At 57.9% G+C, this 21,160-nt stretch carries 22 protein-coding genes and 1 tRNA gene; 10 read left to right on the top strand and 13 right to left on the bottom strand.

Annotated features, from left to right (window positions below):
- Positions 1 to 28 precede the first annotated feature (28 nt).
- From LC094_RS19400 to rpmH, 10 genes are all read right to left on the bottom strand, one after another.
- The gene (locus LC094_RS19400; RefSeq protein ID WP_226554447.1) at positions 29 to 541 is read right to left on the bottom strand and encodes a SixA phosphatase family protein; all 513 of its coding nucleotides are present in this window, start codon (positions 539 to 541) and stop codon (positions 29 to 31) included.
- Positions 541 to 1,437, bottom strand: coding sequence for an acetylglutamate kinase (argB, locus tag LC094_RS19395; protein WP_226554446.1), 897 nt, complete (start codon positions 1,435 to 1,437; stop codon positions 541 to 543). The genes LC094_RS19400 and argB overlap by 1 nt, the downstream gene beginning before the upstream one ends.
- A 62-nt stretch (positions 1,438 to 1,499) precedes the next feature.
- Positions 1,500 to 2,147, bottom strand: a complete 648-nt coding sequence (gene yihA, locus LC094_RS19390; RefSeq protein ID WP_226554445.1) for a ribosome biogenesis GTP-binding protein YihA/YsxC — start codon at positions 2,145 to 2,147, stop codon at positions 1,500 to 1,502.
- Between the two features lie 16 nt (positions 2,148 to 2,163).
- Positions 2,164 to 3,990 (bottom strand): membrane protein insertase YidC, encoded by a 1,827-nt coding sequence (gene yidC / locus LC094_RS19385; protein ID WP_226554444.1) that lies wholly within the window; start codon positions 3,988 to 3,990, stop codon positions 2,164 to 2,166.
- Between the two features lie 105 nt (positions 3,991 to 4,095).
- Positions 4,096 to 5,643, bottom strand: a complete 1,548-nt coding sequence (locus LC094_RS19380) for a putative bifunctional diguanylate cyclase/phosphodiesterase (RefSeq protein ID WP_226554443.1) — start codon at positions 5,641 to 5,643, stop codon at positions 4,096 to 4,098.
- A gap of 88 nt (positions 5,644 to 5,731) precedes the next feature.
- Complete coding sequence (ttcA, locus tag LC094_RS19375; protein WP_226554442.1) at positions 5,732 to 6,613, bottom strand: tRNA 2-thiocytidine(32) synthetase TtcA; 882 nt, start codon at positions 6,611 to 6,613, stop codon at positions 5,732 to 5,734.
- 46 nt (positions 6,614 to 6,659) lie between these two features.
- Positions 6,660 to 7,349, bottom strand: coding sequence for a hypothetical protein (locus LC094_RS19370; RefSeq protein WP_226554441.1), 690 nt, complete (start codon positions 7,347 to 7,349; stop codon positions 6,660 to 6,662).
- Positions 7,350 to 7,352: 3 nt separating this feature from the next.
- Entirely contained in the window at positions 7,353 to 7,601 is a 249-nt protein-coding gene (gene yidD / locus LC094_RS19365) for a membrane protein insertion efficiency factor YidD (protein ID WP_226554440.1), read from the bottom strand.
- A complete protein-coding gene (gene rnpA, locus LC094_RS19360; protein ID WP_226554439.1) occupies positions 7,598 to 8,047 on the bottom strand; it encodes a ribonuclease P protein component in 450 nt (149 codons plus the stop codon). The genes yidD and rnpA overlap by 4 nt, the downstream gene beginning before the upstream one ends.
- A gap of 36 nt (positions 8,048 to 8,083) precedes the next feature.
- Positions 8,084 to 8,218, bottom strand: a complete 135-nt coding sequence (gene rpmH, locus LC094_RS19355) for a 50S ribosomal protein L34 (protein ID WP_043868490.1) — start codon at positions 8,216 to 8,218, stop codon at positions 8,084 to 8,086.
- Between the two features lie 310 nt (positions 8,219 to 8,528).
- Here rpmH and LC094_RS19350 point away from each other — a divergent pair, with 310 nt between their 5' ends.
- From LC094_RS19350 to LC094_RS19305, 10 genes are all read left to right on the top strand, one after another.
- Complete coding sequence (locus LC094_RS19350) at positions 8,529 to 9,248, top strand: TVP38/TMEM64 family protein (protein WP_226554438.1); 720 nt, start codon at positions 8,529 to 8,531, stop codon at positions 9,246 to 9,248.
- Positions 9,245 to 10,618, top strand: a complete 1,374-nt coding sequence (locus LC094_RS19345) for a dihydrolipoyl dehydrogenase family protein (protein ID WP_226554437.1) — start codon at positions 9,245 to 9,247, stop codon at positions 10,616 to 10,618. Before LC094_RS19350 ends, LC094_RS19345 begins: the two co-directional genes overlap by 4 nt.
- Positions 10,619 to 10,647: 29 nt before the next feature.
- The gene (locus tag LC094_RS19340; RefSeq protein ID WP_226554436.1) at positions 10,648 to 12,087 is read left to right on the top strand and encodes a sensor histidine kinase; all 1,440 of its coding nucleotides are present in this window, start codon (positions 10,648 to 10,650) and stop codon (positions 12,085 to 12,087) included.
- 90 nt (positions 12,088 to 12,177) lie between these two features.
- Positions 12,178 to 12,254: transfer RNA gene (locus LC094_RS19335), tRNA-Arg, on the top strand.
- A gap of 650 nt (positions 12,255 to 12,904) precedes the next feature.
- Positions 12,905 to 13,237 (top strand): hypothetical protein, encoded by a 333-nt coding sequence (locus tag LC094_RS19330; RefSeq protein WP_226554435.1) that lies wholly within the window; start codon positions 12,905 to 12,907, stop codon positions 13,235 to 13,237.
- Entirely contained in the window at positions 13,234 to 13,434 is a 201-nt protein-coding gene (locus tag LC094_RS19325; RefSeq protein WP_226554434.1) for a hypothetical protein, read from the top strand. The genes LC094_RS19330 and LC094_RS19325 overlap by 4 nt, the downstream gene beginning before the upstream one ends.
- 45 nt (positions 13,435 to 13,479) lie before the next feature.
- Positions 13,480 to 15,459 (top strand): transposase family protein, encoded by a 1,980-nt coding sequence (locus tag LC094_RS19320; RefSeq protein ID WP_226554433.1) that lies wholly within the window; start codon positions 13,480 to 13,482, stop codon positions 15,457 to 15,459.
- A complete protein-coding gene (locus LC094_RS19315) occupies positions 15,440 to 16,426 on the top strand; it encodes a TniB family NTP-binding protein (RefSeq protein ID WP_226554432.1) in 987 nt (328 codons plus the stop codon). The genes LC094_RS19320 and LC094_RS19315 overlap by 20 nt, the downstream gene beginning before the upstream one ends.
- Positions 16,426 to 17,529 carry a TniQ family protein gene (locus tag LC094_RS19310; RefSeq protein ID WP_226554431.1) on the top strand — a complete coding sequence of 368 codons (1,104 nt, stop codon included), beginning with the start codon at positions 16,426 to 16,428 and terminating at the stop codon, positions 17,527 to 17,529. The genes LC094_RS19315 and LC094_RS19310 overlap by 1 nt, the downstream gene beginning before the upstream one ends.
- Positions 17,526 to 18,191: a hypothetical protein gene (locus LC094_RS19305; RefSeq protein WP_226554430.1), complete on the top strand. Its 666-nt coding sequence runs from the start codon at positions 17,526 to 17,528 to the stop codon at positions 18,189 to 18,191. Before LC094_RS19310 ends, LC094_RS19305 begins: the two co-directional genes overlap by 4 nt.
- Before the next feature lie 119 nt (positions 18,192 to 18,310).
- On the opposite strand, the gene LC094_RS19300 is transcribed toward LC094_RS19305, so the two are convergent.
- The 3 genes from LC094_RS19300 to LC094_RS19290 are packed head-to-tail and all read right to left on the bottom strand — an operon-like array spanning position 18,311 to position 21,137.
- A complete protein-coding gene (locus LC094_RS19300; RefSeq protein WP_226554429.1) occupies positions 18,311 to 19,300 on the bottom strand; it encodes a hypothetical protein in 990 nt (329 codons plus the stop codon).
- Positions 19,301 to 19,305: 5 nt separating this feature from the next.
- Complete coding sequence (locus LC094_RS19295; RefSeq protein WP_226554428.1) at positions 19,306 to 20,097, bottom strand: hypothetical protein; 792 nt, start codon at positions 20,095 to 20,097, stop codon at positions 19,306 to 19,308.
- Positions 20,098 to 20,099: 2 nt separating this feature from the next.
- Positions 20,100 to 21,137 (bottom strand): hypothetical protein, encoded by a 1,038-nt coding sequence (locus tag LC094_RS19290; RefSeq protein ID WP_226554427.1) that lies wholly within the window; start codon positions 21,135 to 21,137, stop codon positions 20,100 to 20,102.
- Between the last annotated feature and the right edge of the window lie 23 nt (positions 21,138 to 21,160).

Genomic DNA, 21,160 nt, shown 5'->3' with positions numbered 1-21,160 from the left:
AAACAAAAGGGCGCTGCGGCGCCCTTTTTTAGTCTGCGGCTTCCAATTCGCGGGGGATTGCGAAATCCGCCACCTCATTCTCTCCGAGCCGCGCCTCGGCCCAAGTCGGAGCCTTGAGATCGAACACCGCCGTCGCCGCCGTCGGATAGCGTAGAAAATCCGGGTGCAGCGGGGGATGAGAGGCAAAATTGACCGCAAATTCCCCGATGCCGGGATTGTGCGCGAGCACCAAAACACAATCGCCCGTCGCCTGTTTCAAGGCGCTCATGATGCGGTGTTCCGAGGCGAGATAGAGCGAGTCCAGCACCGTCTCCTGCGGACAAAACTCAAGCCCGCGCGTGACGCGTTCAAGCGTTTCGCGGGTGCGCACGGCCGAAGAGACCAGCACCTGATCGGGGATATATCCCTTGTCCTTCAACCACATGCCCATGGTGACGGCATTGCGTTGACCGCGCGCATTCAATGGCCGGTCGATGTCGTCCAATCGGGGATCGTCCCATCCCGATTTGGCGTGGCGCATCAGGATCAGACGGCGGGGCATCAGGATTTTTTCTTTGACGGCTTCACGCGCGGCTGCGTGTCGCGAATGAGCGACCCCGCGCCATGCTCCGTGTAAAGCTCCAAAAGACAGGCATTCGGCGCGCGCCCATCAAGGATCACCACGGCCCGCACCCCGTCCCGGAGCGCATCGAGCGCGGTCTGGGTTTTCGGGATCATGCCGCCCGCGATGACGCCGGCCTCTGTCAGGTCTTTGATTTGTTGCGAGCTGAGCGAGGTCAACACCTCGCCATTGCCGTCCTTCACCCCCGACACATCGGTCAAAAGCAGCAGGCGATCGGCGTGCAGCGCGCCTGCAATCGCGCCCGCTGCGGTGTCGCCATTGACGTTGAAGGTCTCGCCATTGCGACCTGCGCCCACCGGCGCGATCACCGGGATCAGGTTCTCGTCGCCAAGCTCTTTGATGATCGACGGGTTCATCGACACCGGCGTGCCGACAAAGCCCAGCGAGGGATCGGTTTGCTCACAGACCATCAGGTTCGCGTCCTTGCCGGAAATCCCGACAGCGCGCCCGCCCTGACCGTTGATCGCCTGCACGATCCGTTTGTTGACGAGGCCCGAGAGCACCATTTCGACGACCTCGACGGTCGCCTTATCGGTCACCCGTTTGCCGTTCACGAATTCGGACTGGATGTTGAGATCGGCCAGCATTTTATTGATCATCGGGCCGCCGCCATGGACGACCACCGGCTTCACGCCAACCTGCTGCATCAGCACGACGTCGCGGGCAAAGCCTTCCATAGCCTCATCCGAGCCCATCGCATGACCGCCCAGCTTGATCACGACAGTCGCGCCTTCGTATCGCTGCAAATAAGGCAGCGCTTGGGAAAGAGTGCGGGCGGTCGCGATCCAATCTCGGTTCATGTCTTGCTTCTTCATTTCGGGAATCCAGATGAGGGTTTGAACCTCAATACAATTTTCCCGGCCTGAGGCCAAGCGGCTCAGACAAGCGTGGCGATCACCGCGCGCAAAACATCGACGCCCCAGCCTTTTTCAGACGAGGTCACGATCAATTCGGGGTAGGCGGCCGGGTGTTTCGACACGGCGCCACGGACCTGTTCGATGACCCTCGCGCGTTCGGCTTCCTTGACCTTGTCGGCCTTGGTCAGAACGGTTTGAAACGGAACGGCAGAGCGGTCGAGAAGCGTCATGATCTCCTCATCCACTTCTTTCACGCCATGGCGACTGTCGATCAGCACGAAAGCCCGGCGCAGGGTGGCGCGGCCAGACAGGTAAGCTTTCAAAAGCCGCTGCCATTTCTCGACGGTTTTCACCGGCGCTTTGGCAAAGCCGTAGCCGGGAAGGTCGACGAGGTAATGGCTGTCGGCACAGGTGAAAAAGTTAATCTCTTGCGTCCGGCCCGGCGTGTTCGAGGCGCGTGCAAGCGCCTTGCGGCCCGTCAGCGCGTTGATCAGGCTCGATTTCCCGACGTTGGACCGGCCCGCAAAGCAGACCTCCATGCGGTCGTCTGGCGGCATGCCATCCATGGCGACGACGCCTTTGAGAAAATCGGTTTCGCCCGCAAACAGCAAGCGGCCCTTTTCGAGGGCCGCCGCATCTGGTTCAGCGATGGGAAATTGTAAATCCATCGGGATCACGCCTTGATCAGGCGTCCTTTTTCTTGAGTTTGAGCGAGCGCATGATGTTGCCAAAGACATCCGGTTTGTGGCCGTGGCTGCGCATGATCAGATACTGTTGGATGAAGGTGATCGTGTTGTTGCAAATCCAGTAGAGCACCAGACCCGAGGCAAAATTGCCGAGCATGAACATGAACACCCAGGGCATCCAGGCCATGATCATCGCCTGAGACGGATCGGTCGGCGCCGGGTTCAATTTCTGTTGCAGCCACATCGAGATGCCCAAGAGGATCGGGAGCACGCCAAGGCTGATGAAGGCGAGCATCGAACCGGGCTCCGGCGGCGCGTAGGGCAGGAGGCCAAACAGGTTCAGGATCGAGCTGGGGTCCGGCGCGGAGAGGTCGCGAATCCATGCGACCCAGGGCGCGTGCCGCAATTCGATGGTGACCAGAATCACCTTGTAGAGCGAGAAGAACACCGGGATTTGCAGCAACAGCGGCAAACAGCCGGAGGCCGGGTTCACCTTGTTGGATTTGTAGAGCTCCATCATGCCGCGTTGGAGTTTTTCTTTGTCGTCGCCCGCGGCTTCCTTGAGCTTTTCCATCTCCGGCTGAAGCTCTTTCATCCGTGCCATGGAGACGTAGGATTTATAAGCGAGCGGGAGCATAATGCCCTTGATGATCACCGTCAGAAGGATGATTGCCCAGCCCATGTTGCCGATCAGCCCGTTCAGCGCATGCAGGATGCGGAAGATCGGCTTGGTGATGAAGAAGAACAGACCCCAGTCGGTCGAATCGCTGAATTTGTAGACGCCGCCCTCGCGCTCGTAGTTGCGGATGGTTTCCCATTGCTTGGCGCCCGCGAAGAGGCGCGAAGACACCTCGTAAGAACTGCCTGCGGCGATATCCACGGCGGGATAGCGCGCGACGGTTTTATAGGTGTCGCTGGCTTCGTGATAGGTCACGACAGAGGTGAAGGCGTCGGTCGCATTCGGGATGAGCGTGGTCATCCAGTAGTGATCGGTAAAGCCGATCCAACCGTTTTCCGACACCTCTTCCAACTCGGCATGCTCGCCCCAGCGCGGGTCGGCTTTCAGCTCGTCGAATTTGGTTTTCAGAAAACCGCTTTTGAAGCTGATTTCTTCCAGCGTGCCATTGCTTTCGCGAATGGCGCCCTCATGCACCAGCAGGCGCGTGAGGTTCTCGGGCTTGCCGAGGTGGACGATTTCGTTGTTGGTGGCGACCCGAATTGCGGCATCGGAGGCGTTTTCGATCGACTGGGTCACCGAGAACATGAAATTCTCATCAACCTCGATCGTACGGCGGAAGGTCACGCCTTTGCCGTTGTCCCAGACCAGGACCACCGGGGTCTCCGAGGTCAGCGTCTCACCGCTTTCCACCGACCACAGCGTGTTGGTGCCAGGCACGTCCTCAAGGCTCAGTGCGCCACCCGGGGCCCAGCCAAAGGACGCAAAATAAGGCGTCGCGGTCCCGACGGGGGTCAAAAGCTTAACCAACTCATCGCTGTCGATGTCGACGGTGTAATCCTTGAGCGAAAGATCGTCGATCCGACCGCCGACAAGCGAGATGGAACCGATCAGGCGGGCCGTGTCGATGGCGATGCGCGGGGCATCTGCGGTTTGAGCGGCGGTTTCATTCACCGCGCCCTGAGCATCGCTCGCCGGGTCTGCCGATGGCGCAGGTGTCGCACCTGTGGCATCCGACGCAGATTGCGTGACGGCCGGAGCATTCGGATCCGTTACGGGCTCTGGCGCCGGGAAGAAAATTGTCCACCCGAGTAACACGATGCCACTAAGCACAATGGCAAGAATCAGGTTCTTGTTTTGATCGTCCATCTAGGCCGCCCGATTGTTGGAATTCAGTCTCGGGTGGTTCAACCTTCCAGAGGGCCTGACGTCAAGCAGTTTCGGCCATTTCTTTTGGAAAATGCGGCAAAGTGATCAGCTGGCGCGGCGTCCGATTTGCGGCGTTTGGGCCAATTTGCGTTTGTGGCTGTCCATCCAACCGAGTGTTTTTTCAAAAGACATCGGTCTCGAAATGGAGAAACCCTGGACATGATCGCAGCCAAGCTGGGCCAGCATGGCGTGTTCGCCCACGGTTTCCACACCTTCGGCCAGTGTTTCCAAATCCAAGCGTTCGGCCATGGTCAAAATGGCCGCCAGCATGCTCTGCTGGTCTCGGTCCAAATCACAGCGTGTCACATAGGAACGGTCAATCTTGATCCGCTTCACGGCAAAGCGGCGGATATTGGCGATCGAGGCATGGCCGGTGCCATAGTCGTCCAAATCGATACCGCACCCCATTTCCTTGAGCGCCCAGATGTTGCGGCTGATCGTGTCGTTGTCCGAAGAAGAGATGACGCTCTCGAGAATTTCGACACTCAATCGGGACGGCTCTAAATCAAACCGATCCAGTTCCCACCGAATTTTATCGACGATTTTCGGGTTGGCCAGATCAGTGGGCGAGAAGTTGACGGCCACGGAGGCAATGTGAAATCCGGCTTTGTCCCATGTCTTGATCGCCATGAGTGCGTGATAAAGCACAATCTCATTCAGGCGCTCGAGAAGGCCGAGTTCTTCGATATCGGACATGAACTGCCCGGGGGTGAGAATGCCACGGTCAGGATGCGCCCAGCGTGCGAGCGCCTCCATACCGGAGACTTCACCCGTGTCGGTGGAAATTTGCGGTTGGAACCAAGGGATGATCTGGCCATTTTCCAAGGCTGCCCCCAGATCAACGCTCAGGCTGCCGTGCTCAAGTGTGCGGGGGGTGAGGTTGGGCGAATAGGCGCGAATGGAGCCGGGGCCATTGTGGCGCGCATCGCTCAGCGCGATTTCGGCGGCGTCAAGGAAGGCCTGCCCTGAGTGAGCCGGCGCGCGACCGGGCATACAAAAACCGACAGAACAGGTCGCAAAAATTTTCGTCGCATCGATCGAATAGGGCTCAGCCAAAGCGGCCTGAATGCGCGAAGAGAGCTGGATCAATGTTTCCAGATCGGCACAACGGACCGGCGCCAGAGCAATCGCGAAGCGCGGACCATTCAGTCGAGCAACGGTATCATGTTCACGCAGAACGTCCTGAATGCGGCGCGCGGCGGTTTTGAGGATCGTGTCACCGGCCGGGTCGCTAAATGTGGAGCATATCCCACGGAAGTCGTCGATTTCGAGAACAAGGCAGGCAGTCGTGCGCCCGGTGACATCGCGCGAATCGAGGATTTGATCGAGCGTATGCAAAATACGAGCGCGCAGAGGGAGTCGGGTCAAGCCATCCGTTGTCTGAAGGGCTTGATCCGTGTCGCGACGCACAAGGTTTGGTGCAAGGTTCAGCAGCGCTGCAAGTGCCGGGAGAGCAAGGGCGCAAAGCACCAGCATGTTTTCCCCGCCATACCAATAGGCGCCAAGACAAAGTGCTGGCAAAAAGGCGATGGTATGTGGCCCCGTCAGGGCATCGCGCAGGCGGCTAAGCGTGTCGGCGATGGTTCTTTGCATGCGTCCTGTCCCGAGTCATTGCTGGTGTCGTGGATGGTCGATTGACCGTCAACACCGGGGACATTGACCCAAGAAAGTAGTCGTGCGGTTAACGCAACTTTGGGATTTCAATAGAATTTTCTGTATTTGGTTCCGTTTCAGGGCGCTCCGTTAACGAAAGGCCAAGAAAGTCGAACAGCTTCGGGTCCATCATATGCGAGGGCCGGATGTTCGTCAGCGCCTTGAACATCACCTGACGGCGTCCGGGGCTGTTTTTCTCCCAGCCATCAAGGATTTGCTTGACCTGTTGGCGCTGCAAGCCGTCCTGAGAGCCGCAGAGATCGCAGGGAATGATCGGGTAGTTCATCGCACGGGCGAATCTCTCACAATCTTCCTCTGCCACATGCGCCAGCGGACGGTAGACAAAGAGATCGCCCTCTTCGTTTACCAGTTTCGGCGGCATGGTCGCCAGGCGCCCGCCATGGAAGAGATTCATGAAAAACGTCTCAAGGATGTCGTCGCGGTGGTGACCAAGCACCACGGCGGTACAGCCCTCTTCACGTGCGATTCGGTAGAGATTGCCGCGACGCAGACGCGAGCAGAGCGCACAAAACGTCCGGCCCTGTGGTACTTTATCCATGACGATGGAATAGGTGTCCTGATACTCGATGCGATGCGGCACCTGCATCCGCTCCAAGAACTCCGGCAATACCGTCGCAGGGAACCCCGGCTGGCCCTGGTCGAGATTGCAGGCCACCAGTTCGACCGGCAACATGCCGCGCCATTTCAGCTCATAGAGCGCGGCCAGCATCGTATAGCTGTCCTTGCCGCCCGAAAGACACACAAGCCACTTCGCGCCACGCTCGACCATGCCGTATTGTTCAATTGCCTCGCGCACATTGCGGATGATCCGCTTGCGCAGCTTTTTGAACTCCGTGGTGGAGGGGGCGCCGTGGAACAGCGGGTGGATGTCGTCGAGATCGTCAAGCATGGCCAGGATTTAGTGGCTTCGTAAGGGCAAAGCAAGCGAATGCAAGCTATGGTGCATAGAGAAGCGTTTGGTATGCGTCCGCGCCGGTGAAAAATTTCTCAAAAGCATACTTTTTCGAGAGCTCATCGAAATGGAGGCGCTTGGGTGTCACAAAGACGAAAGACCGCTTTCGCCACTCGAATGCGGGGGCATGGAGAAGGCCTAGCTTACGGGTGGTTAGACGCTCAAGTGTCTCTCTATCTGGTGGCCTCGTCGCATGGACCAGCAATTTCCTATAACTTCGCGACAGAATGAGGTGTGTCGATGGTATCGGCTGATCTGATGCGACGCCGATCCATTCACAATGGTCGTGTGGAATAGCTTCCATTTGTGACAGTGTCGGAAAGTCCACGACACTTGTCGCGGAAAAGATTCCTTCGACTTCCTGTACGGCCCATCCTTCTTTTTCAAATCTTTTGGCGAGGACGAGTGCTGGAATGTCCGACATAGAATTTCGCTTGCGGTTCCAGAAAAATGCGGCCGTGAGAGTCTCATATAGAGATTGGAAAACATCCCATTTCAGTTGGCCCACGATCTCGCGGTCGTGTCCCTTTTTTTGAAAGAATGTGTAACGGTTTAGTTGAAGGGGGGTATCGTTGACCGTTCTCACCGAGCAATCAGTTTGAAGCGCATCAGGCAAGCCTAGGTCCAGCACTTCGTTGTGCTGGAGAGGTTCTTCTATGCCGACGAAAAACATGCCCTACTCCTTGTGGCGTTCGGATCCTTTAGGCTCCGGCACCGGGTCATAGCCCATGCCACCCAGCGGGTGACACCGCCCGATGCGGCGGATGGTCAGCCAGGAGCCTTTGAGGGCGCCGTGTTTTTCCAGCGCTTCCATCGCGTAAGCCGAGCAGGTCGGCTGATACCGGCAATTGTGCCCGACGAAGGGCGAAAAAATGCGGCGATAGGCGCGGACGGGCAGGGAGACGACAAAGGCCAGAGGCGTCATTCGCGCTCTCCTTTCGTCTCGCCATGCACTTTTTTCAACGCATATCGGAGGTCATTGAGCAAAAGCTCGAAAGGCCGCTCGCTCGTGTCGCTCTTTTTGCCGATCAGCACATAATCCCAACCGTCACGCCCCAGGTCCGGGATCAAGAGACGCGCCGCTTCGCGCAGGCGTCGTTTGGCGTGGTTGCGGGCGACGGCATTGCCGACCTTTTTGGAACAGGTGTAGCCGACACGAATGCCGCTGACGTCTTCGTCCTCAGAACGTCTCCGCCCCTGCAATAGAAAGCTTGCCGTGCCCTGGCGACGGGCCCGGGCGGCTTTGAGAAAGTCGTTGCGTTTGGCCAGAGTGGTCAGGGTAATTTCATCATTCGAACATGACAAAACCGCCGACTGCGACCCGTTGGCGTCGGCATGTGCCTGATCCTTGGGTGCGTTCGGCGGTGTCATCAGCTTTGCCTGTTCAGGCCGTCCCGAAAGCGTGAATTACGCGGACAGGGACTTGCGGCCGCGAGCACGGCGAGCGTTCAGAACCTTGCGGCCCGCTTTGGTGGCCATACGCGCACGGAAGCCGTGGCGGCGCTTGCGGACGAGGTTGCTCGGTTGATAGGTGCGTTTCATCGCGCTATCTCCATCGGTTGCGTTGGGGCCCAAATCCCCCAAACATCAAACCGGGTGGCCAAGAGACCGCGTGGCATGACAAAGGGATTCGAAGGCGAGTAATCGTTCGAAGCCCTGCCAATAGGAGGCCTTCGGTCTGTTGTCAATTCTCATGCGCCAGAATTCGAAAACAAAATTCTGTAACAATGGGCCTTGCGGCGCCGAAATCTCATGACAGCCTATCACTGAGCCGTGAAGAGGCTGCAAAATGCTGGCCACAGGCGTGATCACGCCCCATCTTGCCGCAAATCGCATCTCTACAGGGGCACACGTGCAGGATAAAGCCGATAAACGTCATGTCTGGATTTTGGGCCTCTTGGCCTGTCTGGCCCTCGGTCTGGCCGTCCTGCTGCGCGATCACCTGAGTTTCGAGGCGCTCTCCGAGAATCGCGCGATGCTGGTGGCGTATACCGAGCGTCATGCCGGTCTGGCCGTCCTTCTCTTCATCTTTTGCTATACTGTGATCGTGGCGCTGTCGCTTCCGGGGGCGACAGTGGCGACGCTGACCGGCGGCTTTCTGTTCGGCACGTTTCCCGGCGTGCTGTATAACATGTCCGGCGCTGTCCTTGGTGCCTCCATCCTCTTCCTCGCCGCACGCTGGGGGCTTGGCGATTGGCTGGCGGGCAAGATCGACGCCTCGGAGGGGCGCATTCACAAGATCAAACGCGGCATCGACGAGAACCAATGGTCGATGCTCTTACTGATCCGCTTCCTGCCCGTGGTGCCGTTCTTCGTCGCCAATCTCCTGCCCGCACTATTCGGCGTGCCCTTCTCGCGTTTCGTGATCTCGACCGCGCTGGGCATCATTCCGGGCGCATTGGTTTACACGTCTGTGGGGGCGGGGCTTGGCATTGTGTTCGAGACAGGCGAGACGCCGAATCTCGGCATCATCTTTGAGCCACATATCCTTTTCCCGCTGCTCGGGCTTTGCCTGCTCGCGCTTTTGCCGATTTTGTGGAAGGCTTGGCGGGAGCGCAAGGAGGCGACATGAGCAAACTCAAGACGGATATCTGTGTGATCGGCGCGGGCTCGGGCGGGTTGTCCGTCGCGGCCGGTGCGGTTCAGATGGGCGCGCGAGTTGTTCTGATTGAAAAGGGCGAGATGGGCGGCGATTGCCTTAACACCGGCTGCGTGCCGTCAAAGGCGCTCTTGCATGCCGCAGGTGCTGGCATGAGCTACCCGGACGCCATGGCGCATGTCCGCCAAAGCATCGCCACCATCGCCCCGCACGACAGTCAGGAACGGTTTGAGGGCCTGGGATGCAAAGTCATCCGAGCCGAGGCGCGGTTTATTTCGCCCAAGACGGTGGAGGCGGGCGGTGTGACCATCAAGGCCCGTCGCTTTGTCATCGCTACCGGTTCAAGCCCGCGTGTGCCGGAGATCGAGGGCCTCGCCTCCGTGCCCTATCTCACCAATGAAACGCTCTGGTCGCTGACGGCCTGTCCCGATCATCTCATCATCCTCGGCGGCGGCGCGATCGGCATGGAAATGGCGCAGGCGCATCGGCGTCTGGGGGCGAAAGTGACGGTGATCGAAGCGTTTGACGCGCTGGGCCGGGAGGACCCGGAGGCCGCCGAGATCGTCAAAGCCGCGCTGCGAGACGAAGGCGTGACCCTGATCGAAGGCACAAGGGCTGAGCGTGTGTCCGGTGCGGATGGTGCGATTTCGGTCGGCCTGTCGGATGGGCAGACCGTCACAGGCTCGCATCTCTTGGTCGCCACAGGACGGCGCGCGAATTGCGACGATCTGGGCCTGCAACACGCCGATGTGGATCGCAGCAAGACCGGCATCAAAGTCGGGTCCAACCTGCGCACCTCCAATCGCCGGGTCTATGCCATCGGCGATGTCGTGGCGGGCGGGATGCAATTCACCCATGTGGCGGGCTATCAGGCTGGCGTCATCGTGCGCGCGCTTTTGTTCGGGCTGCCTGCGAAGGCCGCAACGCATCACATCCCGCACGCCACCTACACAAGTCCCGAACTGGCGCAGGTCGGGTTGACCGAGGCGCAGGCCCGTGAAGCTTACCAAGATAAGCTGGAAATCGTCCGCGCCGAGGTTTCCGGCAATGATCGCGCGATTGCGACCGCGCGGTCTGGTCCCGGTTTCATCAAACTCATGGTGGTCAAATCCCGCCCCGTCGGCGTCACCATCGTGGGGCCGGACGCGGGCGAATTGATTGCATTCTGGTCGCTCGTTTGCTCGCTCAAACTCAAGATGAGCAAAATCGCGGGGATGGTCGCGCCTTATCCCACATTGGCCGAACTTAACAAACGCGCCGTGAGTGCCTATTTTACCCCAAGACTGTTCGACAGCCGCAAGGTCAAGGCGATCGTCAAGACAATTCAGAGACTTGTGCCCTGACGGGCGGCCCCATGCGGCGAAGAGGAGCCATGACGTTACCGCGTTTCATCAACACCCTGTCCGGGCGCTTTCTGATCCTGACAGTCATTTTCGTGATGGCCGCCGAGGTGATGATTTTCATGCCCTCTGTCGCACGTTTTCGCGAAGATTTCCTTCTGTCGCGTCTGGAACGCGCCCAGATTGCCTCTCTGGCGCTCTTGGCCAATGACAGCCTCGATATGGACCTCGAAGACGAGCTTTTGGCGAATGCGGGTGTCTATAACGTCGTGCTGCGCCGCAATGAGATTCGCCAACTGGTCCTGTCCTCGCCGATCCCGGACCAAATTCACGCCACCTACGATCTGCGCGAGGCCACAGCCTTTGAGCTGATCCGCGATGCCATGGTGACGCTTTTCGATCCCGAGGAGCGCGTGATCCGGGTGATTGGCGATCCGGTCAAACAGGCGGGGCTTTTGATCGAGGTGACGCTGCCGACCGCGCCCCTGCGCATGGCGATGATTGATTACGGGGTGCGGATTTTGATCCTGTCGGCGGTGATCTCTTTCATCACGGCGTTCCTGTTGTTCCTCGCGGTGCGCGCGCTTTTGGTGCGGCCGATCAAACGCGTGGTGGGGGCGATGACGTCTTACACGCAAGCGCCCGAAGACGCCCGCCGCATCATCACCCCCTCCGCCAAGGTCGCAGAACTGCGAGAAGCCGAAGTGGCGCTCAAGGTCATGGAGACCGAGTTGACGGCCTCTTTGCGGCAAAAAGAACGTCTTGCCCAGCTTGGCGGCGCGGTCGCCAAAGTCTCGCACGATCTGCGCAACATCCTGACCACGGCCCAGCTGTTCACCGACCGGCTGGAAATGTCCCAAGACCCCGCCGTGACCCGTTCCGCGCCAAAGCTCGTCAATTCGATCCAGCGCGCCGTGAACCTCTGTGAAACCACGCTGGCCTTCGGCAAGGCCGAGGAGCCTGCGCCAACGCTCACCGGCGTGCGTCTGGCCGAACTTGTGGGCGAGGTGATCGAAGGCGAGCGACTTTCCATCGGCGATTTCGATCTGTCCTTCTCCGAAGACATCCCCGCCACCATGGTCGTGCGCGCCGATCCCGAACAGATGCACCGCGTGCTCTCCAATCTGGTGCGCAACGCCCGTCAGGCGATCATGGCGACCGGCGATCATGGTGAGATTTCCGTTGCGGGCCGCGAGGATGAGGACGAATGGGTGCTCTCCGTGATCGACACAGGACCCGGCCTGCCGCCGCGCGCCCGCGAATACCTGTTCCAGCCGTTCCAAGGCGGCACGCGCAAAGGCGGCTTCGGCCTCGGCCTCGCGATCTCCGCCGAATTGGTGCGCGGTCACGGCGGCCAGCTTGTACTGGAACGCTCCGACGAGAGCGGTACGGCCTTCGCCATCCACCTGCCGAAGGGATATTCCCAGCGTGGGGTGGCCTCGCGAGAAAAGGAACAAGCGCCTGCACGATGAGCGGGAAATGCATTTGACGAATGTTTTTTCATTTTTCTGACAAATGCCTCTTGCGCCCCTCCGAGCTTATATGTATTCCCCGCCTCCAGTGGACCGATAGCTCAGCTGGATAGAGTACTTGACTACGAATCAAGGGGTCGGGGGTTCGAATCCTCCTCGGTCCGCCACTTACCAAATATTGGACGTCATTTGATAACGACCTGATCGTCAGTTTCGTGACCCAAATCGCCGAAATCCAGCTCTCCCGCCAAGCGCGACCTTATCCCCATTCGCGAGAAATCAGGAATGATGTGCAGACGGGACGCGGTCAGCGTCTTTGCTGCGGCTCCTAGGTGAACTCGGGAGGGGCGAGGTAAAGCTAACCACTCAGCTGAAATTTGGTTGCTCTTATTGGTCGGCTTCCGGAACACATCCGCCATGGCCACATGATGGTGTGGATGAAATTTGCCAAGGTGACCCCAAATTTTCGCAAAGGAAGCTCGCCGGACAACGCGTCGCGAGGAAGTCATGCAATTCGACTTGTCTCATCCCAACGCTTTTCGCGAGAGCGCGACACCAATAGGTCAGCGCCTCTTCTTCTCGCTTTTGTTGCTGCCTTTCTGTTGAATGCTCGTATGCAACTACAATCAAAATAACGAAGGCCGAACCCGACCTGTGGAACCTGCACGATCAGCCGACGCCGGTCAGCTATACGGACGTTGACGGGCGGCGGCGTACTCATCGTTTCGACTTCCTTAAGGAATTCCGAGACGGTAGCCGCGCAGCCATCGCGGTTAAGCCCGAAGAATTAGTCGAGAGGCTGAAGTTTAGTGCGACCTTGATCGCGATCCGGCGCGATCTGCCGATCGGCTTTGCGGATCGGGTCTGCTTGGTCACAGAGCGAAACCGGCACCGGATCGAAGTGCAGAATGCAGAGCTTCTGAACTTCTTCCGGCGCTGTTCGGATGATGAGGCTGATCGGATCATCGCGGAGCAAATCAAGAAGCTCTCCTGCGACATAGCAATCTGTGAACTCATCAAGCCGACAGGTTTGGCGGCTCGCGGTTTTCGGTCCGTGTTTCGTGCGATCTACGCTGGCGAGCTTCAGGCCAATACCAGTGAGCGCATCACACTCAACACCATTGTTTCAAAAAGAAAGGGGCTGTCATGAAAGACTGGGCACGCCAGATCAATGTCACCCCCTGCGATGCCATCGTCGCGGGGGGAGAAATCCAGATTGTCCATAAAGTCAGCGATCTGTTTATTCAGATCGCACCGCTGCATGGGCGCTCAGCGCCGATTTCATTGACCCATCAGGAATTGGCAGAACTCATCGATGCAGGCAGTTTCTCCATAGAATACGGCTAATTTGAAAGCCGTCAGGTTGCACGCCGCGCGCGGGCAGGGAGGGCGTTGCTCTCTCGCCTTCCGCTCAAAACACAGCTCGAAGCTTTCTGGAAAGAATGCTGGTGCATCGTCATGGAAGAGGCAGAAGAGGAGGGCTGGTTCAATCGGTCTGCGGAACGTTGGGCGGAATTTCGTCCTGAACTCGAGAAACGCGTCACCGAAAAACTGAAGGCAGGCTTGAAGAAGGCGACGCCTGGCGCGGCTTTCGACAGTGTGGAAATCCGCCGGGCACCGGGGCGTACTGCCGCGATGGAAATGCTACGCGAGTGGCAAAAATCAAAAGATCCGATGGGCTTTGTCAAAAAGTCGACCTTCAACGGCAAGAATGCCAAACGGGTTCATGCCGAGGTCGAAGCGATCATTCAGCGCGAACTAGAGGCTTATCTGCATCCCAATGAGATTTTTCCGGCACAGGTCCATGACGCGGTAAATGCGGAGGTGCGCAGCAAGAACCGCGTGCGAGCGCTGGCAGGGGAGGCCCCCTTGTCCGAGGTTTCCAAGAGTACGATTGAACGCCGGATTTCTGATCTGGACAAATTCGAGGTTCTGGCCGCTCGCAAAGGTGTTGCCTTTGCCCAGAACAAGCTCGGTGCTCATGGGGGAGGGATCAAACTGCAAGCCCCTCTGCTCCGCATCGAGATGGACGAGTGGGAACTTGACTTGATGGCGATCCTGAAAAAGGCCGCTGTCGATATCACCCAAGACAGCCTGCGTGATGTGCAGGTGGGGCGGTATTGGGTCTGCGTTGCATTCGATACGGCCACGCGCAGCATATTGGGCCTGAAACTCTCCACCGCCCCGTCGGCAGACGATGCGAAAGCGGTGCTGTGGATGGCGATGCGCGACAAGACCCAGCTTGCGCGTCAGTTGAAATGCGAAACTGCGTGGCGTCAGCACGGCCATCTCTATCATGTTGCTGTCGACAATGGCCCGGCCTTTGTGAATGTCGAGTTCAAGGCGGCGCTTGCGGACTTGGGAATTGATTACTCTGTGCTCCCGGCAGGTATCCCCAAGCTTCGGGGGCGTGTGGAGCGTGTGTTTGGTTCTCTTGCGACACTGTTGATGCCCTATCTAACCGGACGAACGTTTTCGAACCCGCAGGAGCGGGGAGATTACCCGTCGGAAAAATATGCGGTGCACACTGCAGAGAGCATCGTCGAGCTTTTGGTGCGCTTTGTGGTTGATGTGTATCACAACCGCAAGCACCGCAAGCTGGAGTATGCGACCCCCAACCTTATGTGGGATCGGCTGATTGCGGAATTCGGCTGGTCCCCTGCGATGAGCAATCACAAGCTCAGGCATATTTTGGGTGTGCATTTCTCGCGCGAAACTGGGCGGCATGGCGTGCTGGTCAATGGGGTGAACTATCATTCTGACCGTCTTGCCAGGCATGTTCAGAAGTATGGCCAGCAGACGGTCGATATCCGTATCGACCCGGAGGACATGGGCCACATCTCCGTTTGGCTGGAGCGGGGAAATGAGAGTGGTTGGTCGACATTGGCCGCCCAGATCGACGGTTTGGAGGGGGTATCATTTGCCTCTTGGGAACGTGCGATTTTTGAACTTCGGCAGAACAACCGGAATGCAGCATCCCTGACCCAAGGCGTGGTGGACCGCGCAATCAAACGCATCAAGGAGATCGACGCGGAGCAATGCGCAATGCGCCAGCTCGGCTCAATCAAGTTGACGCAGGACCAGATCCGGCGTGCGCAGCGCGAAACCTTTTGGGGGCTGTCGCTCGGGCGGGACCCTGAAGCGGGTCCTTTGTTGCAGGATCAGAGCGGTGCCCCTGAGATCATCGGATTTCTGTCCGATGAAATCCCCTACATTCCTGAACCTTTGCGGGAAGAACGGCCAGTTCTGGACGATCCGTCCAAGCCGCCTGTCGAGTTCTGGTCCTTTAGTGACGAACTCGATGACGACCAGCCGAATACCAATCCTGACATACTAAATGAGGAAAACGACAATGACGACAACGACCTCTAAACCTGCGCACTCTCCGAAAGTGCGAAAACTTGTACAGGGGCTGCGAGCTCTCTATGTGCCGACGCCATCCTTCCGGGCTCTGGACGAGCGCCTTGGCGAGTTGATTGAGCAGCGGCGGGCGGATATGACAGACGGGGTTACGAGTAATACGCGTGGTCTGATGTTGGTAGGCCAATCGGGCAGCGGAAAAACAACGGCGATCCGTGAGCTCACGCGTAAGTATAGCGGGGTCTTACGTACGGACCCGACACAGGAAATCTGTGAATATATTGGTTTGCAGGTGCCCAGTCCGGCGACGATGAAACACGTCGGGGCATCGACGTTGCGGGCGCTCGGTTATCCGTATTCAGGGGATAAGCAAGGGCCCGCGATATGGGATCAGGTCAAAGTACAGCTCAAGCTCCGTGGAACCTTGTTTCTCGGCCTTGACGGGGCACAGGATTTGGCACGCCATCAGACGGATAAAGAACGCCAGTCGGTTGTGAATACGCTCAAGTCCTTGATGGAAAACTCGGTATGGCCTACGGGCTTGATCCTTTCTGGTATGCCCGACCTCAAGAAGATCGTGAATCAGGACCCGCAGTTGGCACGCCGCCTTTACCCCGTCGAAATCGGGCGGTTGCATGGCATTCGTGATGTGGCCCCGGTTCTCAATATTGTCCAGAAATATGCGGCCCGGGCTGAGATCGAGGCGCTGGCTTCTGTACGCAATGAGTTCTTTGCTCAAAGATTGATACATGCAGCGGATTATCAGTTTGGTCTCATGGCGGAAATCACGGTGCAAGCGGTGACAAAAGCGCTGTTCTCAGAGGGAACGGAGGCAAAGCTGGGCATTCAGCATTTTGCGGATGTTTATCACGACCGCAACGCTGCCATCGACGCGATGAACCCATTTATTGCCGAGGATTTTGCACGCATCAATCCGCGTCTCATTTTCGGCGATGACCCGGGTGCCGAGGATCAATGATGGGTGCTCATCTCATACCCACTCTCCCCCTGCTCAAGGGGGAGACACCCTCGGGCTATGTCAGTCGGACCGCACAGCTCTATGAAACAACTGCGAGAGATTTGTCGACTGACCTGGGCATGCGCTGGCCGCAACTGTGTTCAGGTTATGACGAGCAATTGAAGCGCTTGTCCTGGCTAACAGGTTTTGCGTTGGATGATCTGCGCCAAGGGGCTGCGCGTAAAATCCTCAATGGACATTACGAGATTGGCCGGACAACCGCGACGACGGGGGTGTTTCGAAAGACAACGACTGCTCTTTGTCCGCAATGCGTGATGGAGGCATGGGAAACCCATGGGGTGGCTGGGCTGTACCAGCTCTTGGAGTGGTCGGTGCGTTGCCTTGGTCGATGTGAAAAGCATGGTTGTGCTTTGATCACTTTGCCGTCGGCCGGACATTCGCATGTGACCTATGATTTTGCGCGGCAGGTCATCAAGCATTTTGAAACTGTTGCCCGAGCCGCAGAGAAACCGGATCTCTTACATGCGACGCAATTTGAAACCTATGCGCGGACGCGCATTTGGGCCGGCAGTGGGGCCGATGACTGGCTACAAAATTTTGATTTGACGCATCTCTATCGCGCCAGCCTGACTCTGGGGGCGGCGCTGTCGGGGCGAATGAAACTGGCGCTTCCTGAATTGACGATGGAAGATGAACGACATCTTTGCGAGCTTGGCTTTGCGGCGCTGCGCTATGGGCCGGAGAATTATGTTCAGGCTTTGTTGCAGTTACGTCGGCAGAGCAAGTCCGAGCGGCCTTACTACACTGCGGATTTGGGATCCTTTTATGAATGGCTCTGGGAGATGCGGGAAGAGCCCGCGCTGAAAAGTCTCATCCCGCTGACCCGGGTGCATATCTTTCAAACTTATCCGGTGCCGCTCGACAAGGAGGTGTTCGGAGAGCGGCCTGAGAGAGAGATCTGGCTCACTATGGAGGAGGCGCGGTTGCGGTCCGGTTTCGGTGTGACGTTCTTGAAGAAACTGTTGGGACATATGAAGGGCGAGAGCGAGGACGTCGCCCTGAGAAGAACAGATGTACGCATTGATGTTGGGCAGGGCATATGAACTTGTCAGAGGCAGGAGAGGCTCTTGGCGTGGGGCGAGAGCATGTTAAGCAGCTCCATGCTTTGGGGGTGTTAAGAGCGATCCGCATCAATTCGGCATTACGCTATGTGAACCGCGCCGATGTTGCGGCTTTGCTCGCACGCGTTGCTTTGTTGCCGAAGGAGGCAGGGGCCGGGGACTTTATGCCGCTTCGCGAGTTTTGTCGTTCCCAAAGGTTCGCCCTTCCTCAACTCATTGAGGAATTCTACGGCGGTGGATTGGAGGGGGACGTTCGGCGTGGTGAAGGAAGGGGTCTGCTCGCCCTGGAGATCGCGTCCCACGCGGTACTGGGAAAAAGACAGGTCTTGCTGTCGCGGGACCTCTCCCTGTGTGAGACTGCCAGTTATCTGAAGCTCAATGTTGTGGCAGTGCGCAGGCTTAGGGACGGAGGCTATTTGACGCAAATTCGGCGCCGCAACCCGGATACGAATTTTCAGAGGTTCTATATAACCAAAGCCAGCATCAAGCGATTTGAGGCTTCATACATCACGCTGGGCCAAATGGCCGATCTGGAAAATGTGGCCGCGATCCATCTTGCCCGGCGTCTTGACTGGGAGGGAATTCCGACGATCAGATGCACCAGCGGATATGTCCGGGCATATGAAAGGGGAAAGGTTTGCTGATGTGCTGGGGGCTATTTTACATAACACGCCTAGGGGGTGAAATATGAGCTAGCTTGTTCAAAGGAAACTGGAAGCGTGCCTACAAATCTAGAGGCACCTCACCTCCAAAATACTCAGAATCATAGGGTATTCTCACGCGTGACTAAAGCCCGAAGGTCTGAAAGGCTGGGGTCAGCCTTGCCCAGCGCTTCGAGCGCGTTTAGGTACCACTCAGGCAGCTCCTGCGTTTTGAACGGGCGGGGAGGGAATTGTCCCATGGTCTGGCGCAGCAAAGGGTGATCCAGTGCTGGCAGTTCAAGGCCATGGGCCTGCCGGACACGTAAATAGGCAAATACCGTGGTTGGCCATAGCATGTGATGCCATGTGTCGATCTCATATCCCTCCAAGGCCCGGAGATTGCCATCAGGGTTCGGTGTCGTGAACGTGATGTGGAGATCACACAACGCGTCAACCGCGGCTTTCACCTTGGCCATATCTGTGGACATCACGCTGCGCGCGGCGGCGATGTATCCGGGCTCGGTTTCGAGAAACAGCGCCTCCCAATCGATCTCTTCGCCCGCTTGTGCCGCGATCAGCTCATGCGCAAATGGCAGTAGCTTTTGCGTGGGAAATTCCTCATCCGGAATCTCGGGCTTGGTTCCTCTCCGATTGCGCCAGAAAACCTGCCAACCATAGCCGGTCTCTTCTAGAACCTGACGCGACACCTCGTACAGTTCCGCGGCATTGGCCGCTTGTCCGATGGCAATCAGATCCACGATACAGCCGCCAACTGCGGCCATGTCCGGTCCCAGCTCAGGACGGAAATGAAGCCAATCACGGCATCGTGTCAGGCGCAGGGCAAATGCCATGCGGGCGACTTGAAAATCGGGCGGGAGAAGATCGGCAATATCGTCCTGCGCGAACAAATAGTCATCCAGCGCCACGCGGCTCTGCCACACAATTGCGCCCTCCAAGTTAACTAGAGCGATGCCTAGGTCATCGTCTTCTTGGGAGGTGAAGTCTTCAAGATCCATAAGCTCAATTTTCAAGGCCCTTTGAGCGGATTGGCGGTGTGTTCCAGCGCGAAAGCCGCGCAATTCCGCAACGGTATATTTGGGTTCGAGTGTCATATGTCCTACCAGGTTTTTGTTGCAATTGCCGGCCGACCGCCCGCCGAAGATAGATTGCCGGCATGGTCCATGACAACCTCACCTTTGCGAAGATGAAAACCCGCACCACCACCATGAGCAGCAGCTATAGCGGCTCTAAGAAATCTTCGGTCAGCCTTACTAGGATTTGGGTAGTTAGGGGCCCCGCCTGCCCGCTCCAAGCGGCCCCTTACATAGTCCAACGGCGTCGGTGTTTTTTGACTTGTGCCGATGCTGGGAGGGCGACCTCGGACCCCCAGTGTCGATTTGATCTCGAACGCAACGAAGTCGCCGACATTCGGGGGCGGCGGGGGTGCCGCATGGGCAACACGGGCAATTGCATCGACGCCGTGGCCCGATGCGTTTTGGAACTGGTGCACGTCAGTGAAACGCACTTGCTTGCCCCAGATCGAGTCAAAAATCCCGGCCCCTCGCAAACGGGAGACAAAATGCGCCTCCCCCATATCACCGATCGTCTTGGACACCCGTTCCGCCAATGCGCCGCCCCACAAACCGTCGGTCTTGATGAAACGCTCGGCTTCGGCCTGATTGCGGGCGATAACCTCGTAATAGCTGTCGACTGTGGTCATCCCCTGAGTGGAGCCGCGTGTCGGAGCGACGACGCGCACCAGCCATTTGCCGGACGAAGAGGGATAGGGCGCGATTTCAACGGAATAACCTTTACGCAGGCGCGCAGCGATACCGGTCAACCGGCGGAACGTCGCACCGTTGGCGGTCGAGCGGACAGAGCCGTTTCTAAGAACATTCAACTTTGCCATGACTATCGAGACTGCGCCTCAAGGGGGATGCTTTCGGCATCAATGATATCGATGTCGCCCTCTGCCGGGGTGCAAGACGTCGGAATGGCCGATCTTGTCGCATAAAGCCCACCCGCCAAAAGCCCGACCCTGCCGCCGAAGCCGATCACGATGTTCAGTGTATTGAACACGATCTCTCCTGTCTGTTCGCCAGAACGCCCATTGCTCGTCCGCCCAAGATACCGGAAGGTTTCGCGCAGCGGATTATAGCCACTGCGCCGCCCGCCCATATATCCCGTGATGTATTCCACCCCCTGCGATGTCTCGAACAGGATCACGGCGGAGGCTGCCAGACGTGCTCCGACGGTTGTTGCAACACGCAGCGCAGCAGTCCCGATGCCAACTCCCATAAAGACCGAAACGATATTCAACGCGAACAAATCGGCGAGGCGGTTCTCTCGGTGCCGGGCAGCCTCATCTACAAAGCGAATAATGGAACGCGCCACGCCTGCGGCGTCGCCGATCGGGTTGATCTCGCGGGTGTGCCGCCCCCATCGCGCGACGACATCGACCTGAAGGCTCATCGACACCTTGATCTCATAGATGGCATCATCCATCAGACCCGGTGTCTCCAGGCGGGTGTTGTCGGGGCTATCGGTAAACCAGCCTGATCCCCGGATGATTTCCAATCCCTCGCTTTCAAAGACCAGCACGCAATAATGAGTTCTGCGGTCACCAACTTCGGGACGGGGTGGAAAGAAGTTGGTGAGCCAATCCATCGCGGCATCACTGTCTTCGCCGCCTTTCTGGCGAACAAGCTCGTCGTAGACGTCGAAAATAAACTGCATTTCGGGGTCCTGACTTTGCATCAGTCGGCCCAGCGAAATCGACCCTGTCTCATGCTCGCCAGGGTAACCGAACAAATCCGACCAACCGTCCGCGTCAGCCCCTTCGGCAAGCGGAAACACAACCGGGCCGGGACACATCCCCTCGGTGCCTTCCGGGACCGGAGAAAGCTCGGTCTCCGGATCGTCTGCGGGGTCTACCAGTTCATCTTCCATGAAGAAGACCTTTCTCGTTAAAT

The sequence above is a fragment of the Celeribacter naphthalenivorans genome (genome assembly GCF_020524585.1).
Taxonomy (GTDB): domain Bacteria; phylum Pseudomonadota; class Alphaproteobacteria; order Rhodobacterales; family Rhodobacteraceae; genus Celeribacter; species Celeribacter naphthalenivorans.
This window is presented reverse-complemented; position numbering and strand designations above follow the sequence as displayed.